Source organism: Ferruginibacter sp., assembly GCF_031430955.1.
In the GTDB taxonomy this organism is placed as follows: Bacteria; Bacteroidota; Bacteroidia; order Chitinophagales; family Chitinophagaceae; genus Ferruginibacter.
This window is the reverse complement of record NZ_JANPCM010000103.1, coordinates 1-12,318: the sequence shown is the minus strand read 5'-3', so window position 1 is coordinate 12,318 and position 12,318 is coordinate 1. Positions and strand designations below refer to the sequence as shown.

General features: G+C 36.7%; 14 protein-coding genes. 9 read left to right on the top strand and 5 right to left on the bottom strand.

Annotated elements, in window-relative coordinates; all coding sequences use genetic code 11:
- The first annotated feature begins 251 nt into the window (after positions 1-251).
- The 9 genes from ACY65O_RS02870 to ACY65O_RS02830 all read left to right on the top strand — a co-directional run bounded on the left by ACY65O_RS02870 (position 252) and on the right by ACY65O_RS02830 (position 7,246).
- On the top strand, positions 252-1,037 hold the full coding sequence (locus tag ACY65O_RS02870) for a YceI family protein (protein ID WP_462219346.1): 786 nt from the start codon (positions 252-254) through the stop codon (positions 1,035-1,037).
- Positions 1,038-1,057: 20 nt separating this feature from the next.
- On the top strand, positions 1,058-1,441 hold the full coding sequence (locus ACY65O_RS02865) for a hypothetical protein (RefSeq protein WP_462219345.1): 384 nt from the start codon (positions 1,058-1,060) through the stop codon (positions 1,439-1,441).
- A gap of 21 nt (positions 1,442-1,462) precedes the next feature.
- Positions 1,463-2,449 carry a DUF5777 family beta-barrel protein gene (locus tag ACY65O_RS02860; RefSeq protein ID WP_462219344.1) on the top strand — a complete coding sequence of 329 codons (987 nt, stop codon included), beginning with the start codon at positions 1,463-1,465 and terminating at the stop codon, positions 2,447-2,449.
- A 108-nt stretch (positions 2,450-2,557) separates the two neighbouring features.
- Entirely contained in the window at positions 2,558-3,076 is a 519-nt protein-coding gene (locus ACY65O_RS02855) for a hypothetical protein (protein ID WP_462219343.1), read from the top strand.
- A 155-nt stretch (positions 3,077-3,231) separates the two neighbouring features.
- Positions 3,232-3,639, top strand: coding sequence for a c-type cytochrome (locus ACY65O_RS02850; RefSeq protein ID WP_462219342.1), 408 nt, complete (start codon positions 3,232-3,234; stop codon positions 3,637-3,639).
- A 154-nt stretch (positions 3,640-3,793) separates the two neighbouring features.
- A complete protein-coding gene (locus ACY65O_RS02845; protein ID WP_462219341.1) occupies positions 3,794-4,030 on the top strand; it encodes a hypothetical protein in 237 nt (78 codons plus the stop codon).
- A 25-nt stretch (positions 4,031-4,055) separates the two neighbouring features.
- The gene (locus tag ACY65O_RS02840; protein ID WP_462219340.1) at positions 4,056-4,988 is read left to right on the top strand and encodes a 4Fe-4S dicluster domain-containing protein; all 933 of its coding nucleotides are present in this window, start codon (positions 4,056-4,058) and stop codon (positions 4,986-4,988) included.
- A 10-nt stretch (positions 4,989-4,998) separates the two neighbouring features.
- Complete coding sequence (gene nrfD / locus ACY65O_RS02835; RefSeq protein WP_462219339.1) at positions 4,999-6,318, top strand: NrfD/PsrC family molybdoenzyme membrane anchor subunit; 1,320 nt, start codon at positions 4,999-5,001, stop codon at positions 6,316-6,318.
- Positions 6,296-7,246 carry a hypothetical protein gene (locus ACY65O_RS02830; RefSeq protein ID WP_462219338.1) on the top strand — a complete coding sequence of 317 codons (951 nt, stop codon included), beginning with the start codon at positions 6,296-6,298 and terminating at the stop codon, positions 7,244-7,246. The genes nrfD and ACY65O_RS02830 overlap by 23 nt, the downstream gene beginning before the upstream one ends.
- Before the next feature lie 234 nt (positions 7,247-7,480).
- Here ACY65O_RS02830 and ACY65O_RS02825 read toward each other — a convergent pair whose 3' ends face one another.
- The 5 genes from ACY65O_RS02825 to ACY65O_RS02805 all read right to left on the bottom strand — a co-directional run.
- Positions 7,481-7,780 (bottom strand): hypothetical protein, encoded by a 300-nt coding sequence (locus ACY65O_RS02825; RefSeq protein WP_462219337.1) that lies wholly within the window; start codon positions 7,778-7,780, stop codon positions 7,481-7,483.
- 163 nt (positions 7,781-7,943) lie between these two features.
- Positions 7,944-8,189 carry a hypothetical protein gene (locus ACY65O_RS02820; RefSeq protein WP_462219336.1) on the bottom strand — a complete coding sequence of 82 codons (246 nt, stop codon included), beginning with the start codon at positions 8,187-8,189 and terminating at the stop codon, positions 7,944-7,946.
- Between the two features lie 17 nt (positions 8,190-8,206).
- Positions 8,207-8,884 carry a hypothetical protein gene (locus ACY65O_RS02815; protein WP_462219335.1) on the bottom strand — a complete coding sequence of 226 codons (678 nt, stop codon included), beginning with the start codon at positions 8,882-8,884 and terminating at the stop codon, positions 8,207-8,209.
- A gap of 131 nt (positions 8,885-9,015) precedes the next feature.
- Positions 9,016-11,784 carry a 2-oxoglutarate dehydrogenase E1 component gene (locus ACY65O_RS02810; RefSeq protein WP_462219334.1) on the bottom strand — a complete coding sequence of 923 codons (2,769 nt, stop codon included), beginning with the start codon at positions 11,782-11,784 and terminating at the stop codon, positions 9,016-9,018.
- A gap of 161 nt (positions 11,785-11,945) precedes the next feature.
- Positions 11,946-12,318: paraquat-inducible protein A (locus ACY65O_RS02805; protein WP_462219333.1), on the bottom strand; the 373-nt coding region annotated here is incomplete at its 5' end.

The window sequence follows — 12,318 nt, the reverse complement described above, 5'->3', positions numbered from 1 at the left end:
ATTTGTTTTTGTAATTTTATCATATTTTATTTTCCGATTTTTTAAAAAGAAACTCCTCTAGCAATTTTTTTAAAATACTTTGCAGGCTGCGTTTTCAAAGTACCTGCGCCATTTTTTCTCCCATAAAATTTGTTATTTTTTTTATTACATGATAACTGTCATGTAAAGGCTTGAGTAAAGTCAGGATAACTCTATTGTTTCAGAAATATTTTTACATCATTAATTAAATCAATTACTAAATAATACTTTTTATGAAACACTTAAGTAACAAAATACAACTGATTCTTGTTGTTTTTTTAAGCAGCATTGGCTATTTCGTTAGTTGTACAAGAGATAATACCATTCCTCCGCCACCAGCTAAAACCGGCGTAGTAATCACCCGTGGCACCAATGTCCAGTTACCGGGCAATATGACATCGGGAAATGCTGCTGAATGGAAATTAGATAAAGCCCATTCCAGTGTGCTATGGACAACCAATTATGTTGCAGCTGCCGGTCTGCTTACCGGTCGTTTTAATCAATTCGGCATTCATGAGGTAACCGATGCAAAAATGCTGAACTATGTTGCAACCGGCCAGCCATTAAAAGACAGTTCATGGGCTTTTTACGAAAACGAACCTGCTAAATCTTTCTTAACAGGCTATGTTCAAATCAACACTTCAAATACGGGTGAGCCGGGCCGTGATGCAGGTTGTAATATTGGATCTTTAGGTACGGTTGCAATTGTTGAAGTCTCTCAAAATCTTACATTAACCAATTTGGCAAAAATTAAAACAACAGATGTAAAATTTGATCCGCTGAGTAATGAATACATTGTAACATTAAATCTAACCTGGCAGGGCAAGTTAACAGCGCCGCTTACAAAAACTATTGTAGGAAAATTAAAGTACATTCCTAAAGCAACAGTAAATGCCACTTACGATGTATTTGGTTTGCAATTAAAATTTCAATTTAACTGCAGAGATTTTGGTATAGCAAGCACAAGTATCTCTGATAAAATTGATATTGAGTGTAACATGAACTTCAACAACAAGTAATTAATTAAAAAAAAATTACAATGAAACAACTAACAATATATGCAGCCCTGATGCTTACCATGATAATTGGTTTAACCAGTTGCTATAAGGATATCATTCTGCCTGATGCCGCTGTTGACCCTGATGGGCCGCCGCAAGCGGTAAGTTTTAAAACTGATATAGCACCAATGGTAAATACTAAATGTGCATTATCGGGCTGCCACGTTTCGGGAGCACATAAACCTTTTCTTTTGACTGACGTAGCTTATCAGCAAATTGTAAACGGAGGGTTTGTAAATACAGCAATACCAAAAGAAAGTATCCTTTATAAAAAAATGAATGGAGAAATGAAGGAATACATTCCATCAGCCATTGACAGGCAAAAAATTTACGACTGGATAAGAAACGGTACACCGAATAATTAAGTGATCTAAAAAAATACTACAATGAAACTTAAATTAATATTATCAAAACAATGGTTTGCAATTACTGTATGCCTGTTTACCTGTACCATTTTAGTTCAGTTAAATGTTACTGCACAGGACAGTACAGTTGTAGCAGAAGAACCTGCTGCACCCGCAAAAATAAAACCAGTAAAAAATACATTTGAAAGTGTATGGATTATCGACAATCAAACTGTGATGGTGCCTGTTAAAGGAACTTTTGAAATGGACATTATGCACCGCTTTGGAAAAGTAGAAAAAGGTTACGAAGACCTGGCAGGATTTTTTGCGCCATCGAATATACGATTGGGTGTAAACTACGCTCCCATCAATAAATTGTATGTTGGCTTTGGCCTTGCAAAAGAACACATGTTGTGGGATGTAAATGCCAAGTACGCCATCATAACACAAACACCCGGCAAATATCCGGTAAGCATCAGCTACTATGCAAATGCAGCATACGACAGCAGAAGAGATCCGGATGGCAGTTTATTTAAATACCGGGAGCAAAGGGTTTCTTTTTTTAACCAGGTAATTATTGCCAGAAAAATTACAAAAAAATTATCTGTGCAAATTGCACCAAGCATTTCTCATCAAAATGCGGTTAATGGTTATTACACCAAGAACGACAGCACGGGGCAGGAAATATTTAAGAACATGAAGCATGAACATTTTGCCATTGCATTTTCAGCAAGGTATAAATTAACTGCTGTAACATCGTTGATGGTAAATTATGATCAGCCCATCACAAAGCATGCTACCAACAACCCGAATCCCAACCTGTCCTTTGGTGCTGAATTCAATACGAGCAATCACTCGTTTCAATTGTTTTTGGGCAATTATTTTTCTTTATCACCCCAGCAGAATAACCTGTTCAATACCAGTGATCCTTTCAATCATAATAAAACCAATTCAAAAAGTGATTTTAATTTTCACTTCCTCGATAATTTTCGCATAGGTTTTAATATAACCAGGCTGTGGAATTATTAAAAAAATAAATTGTTTTGTAAAAGTGGATGAATATCAAATGATGAACCCTGAATTAAATTTAATTCAGGGTTCTCTATAATAAAAAGCGTTTATTAATTTATTTAACCAATGATGCTAAAAATTTTATACCACTTTTCTTCCCTTGCAATTGCATCAGCAATAATTTTAGCTTCCTCCTGCAACAACAATAATTCAAATAAAGCAATTGCTGTATCAACACCTCAAACTTCCGTGGTAAATGGTATAAAAAAAGCAGCAAGCACTTACCAGGATACATTAATTATACAGACGCCGGCGGCAATATTTTATCATCCTGATTCACTGCAATTATTAAAAATAAAAGCGCAAAGCGATTCTATTTTTTATGAAGGGTCAATGCATGAATATTTTTATCAAATGCGTAATGCAAGAATAGTTATACATAAAACATGGCCACAGTTTTCCATCATCGAAAGTAAAAATTACCGCTATCTGCTCTTTACAAAAAAAGATGGCAGCAAGGATTGCATTGATCTGGATAAAAAAAACGACCCATTCGGCTTATTTGTATTTAGTACCCAAAAACCTCCATTGCCGGTTGATATGACGAATATTGAAACCGATATTTCTTTTTACATTAATGAGTAATCAAAAAAATTATTGAACAAGCTGATTACAATCATACTGTTAATGAATAATAATCAGTTTTACAATACTTCATCCAGTTTACCTTACTGTATATAAAATTAGTGCGTAAATAAATAATCATTTATCAATTAAAAAACTTTAAACGAAATAACATCATGAAAAAAATTCTTATTTTACTTACAATAGCCACAGGAATTACCGGCATTAGTTTTACCGTAAAAAATAATATGGATCAAAAGCCCTGGCCAGTGCCCGATAATTTTAAGAAAATGAAAAACCCCATTGCATCCGACGCTACTTCAATTGCGGATGGTAAAGCTTTGTGGAATACGCATTGCAAATCGTGCCATGGTGCCAAAGGTATGGGTGATGGCAGCAAAGCGGCACAGTTAAAAACCGAACCTGGCGATTTTTCAAAAGCCGATGTGCAGGCACAATCTGATGGAGCTTTGTTTTATAAATTATCAGAAGGCCGGGATGATATGCCCAACTTTAAAAAGAAAATGCCTGAGGCAGATGAAAGATGGAGCATCGTAAATTTTATGAGAACAATGAAAAAATAATTATTCCTTTAGAAAACCTTAAGCCGGCATAACATTGATGTGCCGGTTTTTTTATGTATGCTTTTAACAGTATGATTACAATCATATTTTTTGGTGATGCACATTAGTTGCCGCACAAATCTCACTGCTTACTTTGTGTCATCAAACAATGGTTATGGATCAAAACACAAAAACATCTTCCCGAAAAAAATTTCTGCTTTGGGGTGCCACCCTTCTTTCTGCAATAACCGTATTTAAATTTATTCCAAAAAAGGAAACTCCAAAAAATCCGACCGTAAAAATGCTGAGCCAGGATGGAACGCTGGTAGAAGTAGATATAGAAAAACTGATACACGGCAGGGTAAATAAAATTAATGATGAGCAGTTGAAAAACTGGGTAACCAAAAAATAATTACAATACTTTTTATTTAAAAAATATGGAAGATCAAAATTCATCACGGAGAAAATTTCTTACCACTGGGTTACTGGCTGCAGTTGCTGCAGGTTGCTCCACCAAAAACCCTTTTGATGGTTATGCATCTGGTGATATAAAAGCAAGTGGAGAAAAAGTAAAATTATTATCGGTAGATGGGGAAATTATTGAAATAGATAAAGCATTTTTAAAACCTGTTCCTGATTTACCACGGTTAACCAATAGCGAGGAGAGAAAAGGTGTTGAAGGAAAAAAATTTGTAATGGTTATTGACCTTAGCCGTTGTAAAAATGTAGGTGCCTGTAAAACTGCCTGCAATCATGCACACGGTTTAAACCCTGGTCAAAACTGGATAAAAGTTTTATCAATGCAGGATGCAGAACAAACCGCACCTTACTGGCAACCCACTACCTGCATGCATTGCGATGAACCGCCTTGCGTAAAAGTTTGCCCTGTGGATGCTACTTTTAAAAGACAGGATGGAATTGTTTTAATTGATAGCGACCGTTGTATAGGATGTCGTTTTTGTATGGCTGCCTGCCCTTACACTACCAGGGTTTTTAATTGGGATGAACCGGTAATTGAACCTTCAGTTGCAGCACAGCCTTACAGTTGCGAAACGAGCATGCCTCAAAAAATTGGCACCGTTAGTAAATGCGATTTTTGTCCTGACATGGCGAGAAAAGGAGAACTGCCCCATTGCGTTTCTGCCTGCCCCAATGGCGTTTTTATGTTTGGTGATATGAATGAAGATTCAGTAACCAATGGTGCCGAAACATTTCAGTTTAGCGAATTAATAAAAGAAAAAGCTGGCTACAGGTTGATGGAAGATTTGGGTACAAAACCAAGGGTTTATTATTTACCACCTGTAAACCGCAATTTTCCTTTCGAATCTGGCTTGGAAAATCAAGACCCTGCAAATAAACAAACTCATTAAAATTTTTACCGTGGAAAATTCACTTTCAATATCCAGCGAACAAATTACCAGGGATTTATTACCCCAAAAATTTGGCAAACGTGGCCTTATCTGGACAGGACTCTTAATAATAATTTGTTTAATTGGGGCTTATGCTTATTTCCGGCAGCTAAAAAATGGGCTGGGTGTTACACACATGGGTGATTATGTTAGCTGGGGTATTTACATTTCTAACTTTGTATTTTTTGTTGCCATTAGTTTAGTAGGCTCACTTATCACTGCAATTTTCCGGCTGGCTAATGTAAAATGGGCTACGCCACTTACACGTATAGCCGAAATTATTGCAGTTTCAGCCATTGTATTTGCTTCTTTAATTATTATTGTTGATATGGGACGCCCCGAAAGGATGCTGAACCTTTTTTTACATGGCCGCATCCAATCCCCCATTATGTGGGATGTGATTGTGATCAGCACTTATTTTGTTATCAGTTTATTGCTGTTGTATTTTCCGCTGCTGCCCGATCTTAAAATATTAATTAAGTTTAAAGAAAAATCAAACAAAGCATTAAATAAACTATACCGTTTCCAGGGATCTTTCTGGAAAGGTACAGCAGCACAATTTAAAATAAGCGAAAGGGCCATTACTATTCTTTGTGTAACTATTATCCCTGTAGCCTTTAGTATTCATACTGTAACCAGCTGGTTGTTTGCCACCACTTACCGTGCCGGTTGGGACAGTACCAACTTTGGTGCCTACTTTATATCCGGTGCATTTTTAGTGGGTGCCGGTGGCGTAGTGGTAGCCATGTATGTTTTTCGCAGGTATTACAAACTGGAAAAGTATATTACCGAAATGCATTTTGAAAAGATGGGGCGAATTGTAGTGATGCTTGCTTTACTCTATTTGTACTTTAATATTAATGAGTACATGATTCCGGCTTTTAAAATGAAGAAACCAGAAGCATCACATTTAACCGGATTATTTACTGGTGAATTTGCAATGATGTTTTGGTTTGCCATTATTGTCGGCATGATCATTCCTATACTAATGTTATTGTTTAAAAAAGGAAGGAAACCATTGCCCATGTTTATTGCAGGCATTATGATTGTGATTGGCGCTTGGTTTAAAAGATACCTGATAGTAACACCAACTTTACTGCACCCGTTTTTACCTATGCAGGATGTACCGGCAGGTTTTCATCATTACTTTCCCAGTTGGGAAGAGTGGGCCATTGCAATGGGTTCGCTGGCTGGTGCTTTACTCATCATTACTTTTTTTGCAAGAATTTATCCTATCATTCCCATTCAAGAAACAATAACTGAACAACATGAAAAAGAAGAACACCAATAATTTTATGCTCCTGTTATTGCTTGTTGCAGGCACGTTATTAACTAACAAAGCAATAGCACAGGAAGACACTGCCGCTAAAAAAGAAACACCAAAAGAATTGGTTACACTTAAATATTTTAATGAAAATAGCAGTGTACAATATTTGATGCTGGCTAATTTTTTAAAGACAGGTAAAAAAATTGAACCGCAAAAAAATAAAGTATTTAAACTTTATCTTGACAGCAACAGCGCCGCAAATTTAATTGGCACGGTTACTACAGATGAAAAAGGAAGGGCTAAAAGTTTTATTCCCCCTTCTTTAAAAGTAATGTGGGATGTAAATTCAGCTCATAAATTTATTGCTATGGCAAATGGTAAAGAGGAAGATGCTGCCGCTGAAATTGAAATTGCAAAAGCCAGGATTAAAATTGATACGTCATCAGAAGAAAATATAAAAAGCATAACGGTACTGGTCACAAAATTTGAAAACGATGCATGGGTGCCTGTTAAGGATGTAGAAATGAAAATCGGTATTCAGCGCCATGGCGGTATACTTTCTGCAGGCGAAGCGGCAACTTATACTACCGACAGCAGTGGTAAAGCAATTGTGCAACTTAATAAAGACAGTTTACCCGGAGACATTAAAGGGAATATAATTTTAGCAGCCAGTGTAGAAGACAATGATCTGTTTGGTAACCTGATAGTTGAAAAAACTGTTCCCTGGGGTGTAAATGTAATAACAGCACCCGGCTTTTTTGATCAGCGTACGTTGTGGAGTACACGTTTTAGAACACCCATCTGGCTATTGGTAATGGCTTACTCTATTGTAATTGGTGTATGGGGTACCATCATATACTTAGTAATGCAAATAATAAAAATTAAAAAATTGGGTAAAGATGATTACCCGGTTTATCCAGCGGTTAATTCAGGTAAAATGGTAATGGAGTAATATCAATTAGGTATTGAAATAATACTGTCTCCGCCACAGGCGGATGTCGAAGGTGGGTTGGCCTCCGCACCGGTTTCGACAGAATAAACCTGGCATTTTTTTAATCGTAAAGATTCAATAGCTGATTGGTATAAAAACAATTAACCCATAAGCAATACAATTTCATGATTAGAAAAAAGAGGACAACCTTAAAAAAGTTGTCCTCTTTGCAATAAAATATATCAGTTTATAAATTTATTCTTCTTTAAAAATTCTGTATTTTAAAGATATGCTTATACCGGGGTGACTTTTTAAAGGGTAATAAGTATCTTCTGCGTTTGCTCTCTCATTTATACCACGTATATGAAACAACTGCCTGTAATTGGCACCAATTTTTACACCGAAATTTTTTGTAAAATAATAAGTTACGCCTGCACCTGCTTCTAAACCAAAAGGCGCTTCCTGTTCGGGTGTAGGAGGAGTTGAATTTCCTTCCGACACACTGTTACCGTCTTTATCTTTTAATTTATAATCGGAGCCAAAAACCAATTCCATAAAGTAAACCAAGTTTTACATACGGTACCAGTTTGGTTGCTTCTTCATTATCTGTTTTAATAAACCGGTACTGGGCACCATATTTTATTAAAAGGTAAAGCGGTGTTTCGCCGGTTAGTTTCCCCGTAGCTGTTACTGCCAAATTATTATAATACTCGGCATTTTAAGAAAATTTTCCTTTAAGCATTAATTCTATATCGCCGTACAGGCTTAGTTTTTTTTCTGTTTCTAAAGATCCTGAATACACAATAGAAAGCACTGGTGAACCTCCGCCATTTCCAATAAAAGAAATATTGCTGCCCAGCTCATGTGTCCTGCCTTCTTTATTTAAGAAACTGGCTTTTTTGTATTGGGCAAAACCTGAGGTTGATAAAATGGTAAAGGCTGTAATTATGGTAACTATTTTCATTTTTATTATTTTAATTTTTAATCGTCTTCTTTCTTTTTTGCAAACCTGAAACCTATGTTCACAAAGGGGTGAGAAGGATTTGTAAAAAATGCAGGATATGAAGCATCATTCAAAATCCAACGATAACCTGCTACTCCAAACAATGTTGTTTTTTCGCTAAGCTTGTAGGCATACCCTCCGCCTATATCAATTCCTCCGTTTGCACCTTCCAGGTAGGTTCTTTTTTCGGGGCTTGCATTAGATGGTGTTACTGTTTCAATTGCACTTCCACGGCCTGCAAGCACAACCTCTACTGCAACTTTTGCAAAGGGTAAACCTTTTATATCTTCATTTTTATTGTCGCCAAAATAAAAGCACCAATTATAACGCCAGGTAAGCATGCCGCCAATTTTTCCGTTAACACCGGCCGTTGTACCGCCAACATTATTATCTTTTGTGGTGTAGGAGTATTTACTTTTAGCGGTATATTCCAGATCCCACCAGTGCCAAATTTTGTTTTTGCCTTTATCTTTTCCATAAATAAATGCAACAGACGGTGTTGCAGAAACGCCATTTCCAAATAAATGCAGCCCTGCTTTAAGACCGTAAAATTTTCCATTACGTGTAAAAAAACTTGCTTTTTTATATTGTGCAGTTGCACTGATACAGCTAATAGTTAAAAATGCAATTAGTGTAATTTTTTTCATCTTATTCATAAGGAGTTTGTGAGCAAAGGAATTATAAGTATATCAGATTTAAGTATAGGAATGGTATAAACGCAATTTTATAATGCGAATTGTATGCAACGCAAAAATGTTAGTAAAAATTATAATGGACGGTAAAATCTTTAAATGCTAAAGGCGGTATCAACAATTTGTGCCTGCTCTTTCGCATGTACTTTACTGTAACCACTGGCAGTAGATGCACTGGCCTGGCGGCTAATGATATAAAAATTTATATTTTTTAAATTCATTCTTAAAAAAGTTGCGGCCCCCATATTCTGCGGCTCTTCCTGCACCCAATACCAAATAGCTTTGCTGTATTTTTTATACAATTCATCCAGTTTTTTTTGCGGTAAGGGATGTATTTGCTCTAATCTTATTATGGCAACATCGGTTCTGTTTTCCTTCTGTTGTTTTTCTGCCAGATCAAAATACATTTTACCACTGCAGAGTAAAACTTTTTTTATGTTACCGGAATCTTTTGCGGTTGCATCATCTATCACTTCCTCAAATCCGCCGCTTGTAAACTCACTCATTAAACTGTACGAAGCCGGTAAACGCAAATTTGCTTTTGGCGAAAAATTTATCAAAGGTTTTCTAAACGGCCACGCCAGTTGTCTTCTTAACAAATGAAAAAAGTTAGCCGCAGTAGTTACATTGGTTACTATCATATTCAGCTCGGCACACATTTGTAAAAAGCGTTCCATCCTTGCGCTGCTGTGCTCCGGCCCCTGCCCTTCGTAACCATGCGGCAACAACATTACTACACCATTCATGCGCTGCCATTTGGTTTCTGCTGCAGCAATAAATTGGTCAATCATAGTTTGTGCACCGTTACAAAAATCTCCAAACTGTGCCTCCCATAAAACTAATGCATTGGGGTTGGCCATGGCATAGCCATATTCAAAACCAAGCACGGCATACTCACTCAATAAAGAATTATAAATTCTAAAAGGCGGTTGTGTTTCTTTAAAATGATTTAAGCGGTTGTATCCTTTGTTATTGGTTTCATCATAAATAACTGCATGGCGGTGGCTGAAAGTCCCCCGCTTTACATCCTGTCCGCTCATTCGTACGTCTTTACCATCTAACAATAAACTTCCGTAAGCCATTAATTCACCTGTGGCCCAGTCAATTTTTTTCTCATCGTTAAATAATTTTAATTTATCCTGTATGAGTTTTTCAATTTTTTTCAATGGTTTAAACCCTTCCGGCCATTTCATCATACCATCAAATAAAATTTTAAAATCGTTTGCAGTTATAGCCGTTATGGGTGATGCATCAAAATCTTCAACTTTTGCTTTGCGTAAACTTTTCCAAACAATTTCGGGTTGCTGGTAATTGTAAGGCAAAGGATTTTGTTTTACTTCATCCAAACGTTCCTGCAAATCGGCTAAAAACTTCTGCTCCATTTCCTTCGCAAGATCTTTTGCATCAGCCTCTCCATTCTCCATTAAATATTGTGTGTAAACTTCTCTTGGGTTTAAATGCTTATCAATTAAAGCATACAATTGCGGCTGCGTAAACTTAGGCTCATCGCCCTCGTTATGGCCATGTTTGCGGTAGCAAACCATATCAATAAAAATGTCGCTGTTAAATTCCTGGCGGTAGAGTGTTGCAATTTCTGCAGCTTTTACCACGGCCTCGGCGTCATCGCCATTTACATGCAATACCGGTGCCTGCACCATTGCAGCAACAGATGTGCAATAATCTGCAGTACGGGCATCTTCAAAATCGGTAGTAAAACCAATTTGATTATTAATAACAAAATGAATAGTGCCTCCGGTGTAGTAACCCGGCAAGCCACTCATTTGCAAAAGCTCATACACAATACCCTGGCCTGCAACTGATGCATCGCCATGTATAAGAATGGGCAAAATTTTATCGTAATCACTGTTATATAAAATGTCTGCTTTACTTCTTGCAAAACCAATTACCACCGGGTCAACCGCTTCTAAATGCGAAGGATTGGGGCAAAGTTTTAAATGAATATTTTTATTATTAACCGTTTGTACCTCACTGCTAAAACCTAAATGATATTTTACATCGCCACTACCCATGGTAGTATCTGGTGTACTTGTTCCTTCAAACTCACTAAAAATTTGCTCATAGGTTTTACCCATAATATTAGCCAGCACATTCAATCTTCCCCGGTGCGCCATACCAATAACCACTTCCTGCACATTATTATCTGCAGAAGTATTTATTATGGCATCTAATGCAGCGATGGTAGTTTCGCCGCCTTCTAAACTAAAACGTTTTTGGCCAATGTATTTGGTATGTAAAAATTTTTCGAACATCACGCCTTCATTCAATTTTTGCAGAATGCGTTTTTTTTGAGGAAGCCCAACCGGCTGCAGCATTGTTCTTTCAACCGCATTAGTAAGCCAGTCAATTTTTTTTTGATTGCTGATGTATTTAAATTCTATACCTAAATGAGTGGTATAACATTTTTGTAAATGAGCAATAATATTTTTTAGTGCAGTTGCGCCAAGACCAATAAGATTGCCTGCATTAAAAGTTTTGTCCAGATCGGCTTCTGTAAAACCATAAAAATCCAGTTCAATATTGGCTCCACGGTCTTTACGTTTTCTTATAGGGTTGGTATCTGCAATTAAATGCCCTTTATTTCTGTAACCCAAAATCATCCGGTACACACGTATTTCGTTCATCCAGTCAATTTCATGTCCACCGTCCACAGACGACAGACCACCCGAATGTTTTGACGGTTGTCCGTTGTCCGTTGTTTGTTGTCCATTATTTACTGCAAAATCAAATCCCTCAAAAAACTTCCGCATTTCTGCTTCTACACTGTTGGGGTCTTTTACAAAATCTTTATACAAACCTTCTATGTAACTGGGATGAGAGTTGGTGATGTACTGAAAATCCTTCATGATAAACTGGGTAATTTTTTTTTGAGCCACACGGCAATAATTCTGTTTAGCTACGTTTGCAAAGTTTATCCTCAAAACATCCGGAACATTCTTCAACAGTAAAGAATTACTGCACCAGAACCTCTACATCAAAGCTTTTTTTCAGTTGCAAATATCGTTATTTATGCGTTAGATATTTCAGCCTTTTTAATCATTTTTCCCAACAGCATAACAATTATGGCGCTTAATAAAACATAGCCCGAAAAATAATAAAAGCCTTCCTGCAATTCTGCTTTGGTATTTTCCATAGCATTGGCACTTAAAAAAGCAACAAAAATACTTATAGCAAAAACATCGGCCATAGCCCATTTGCTTATTGCATTTATAAAACCATACCATTTTGGGCTGGCATTTTTTACCAGCAGCAAATAAAATATTACCCCCGATTTTATCAGCGGAATAATTATCCCAAATAAAAATATGAGCAAAAAAGGCCAGTAATTTTGTCCCTGCCACAAAGTTTGCAATGTTCCTATCACACTTCTTTTTTCGTTA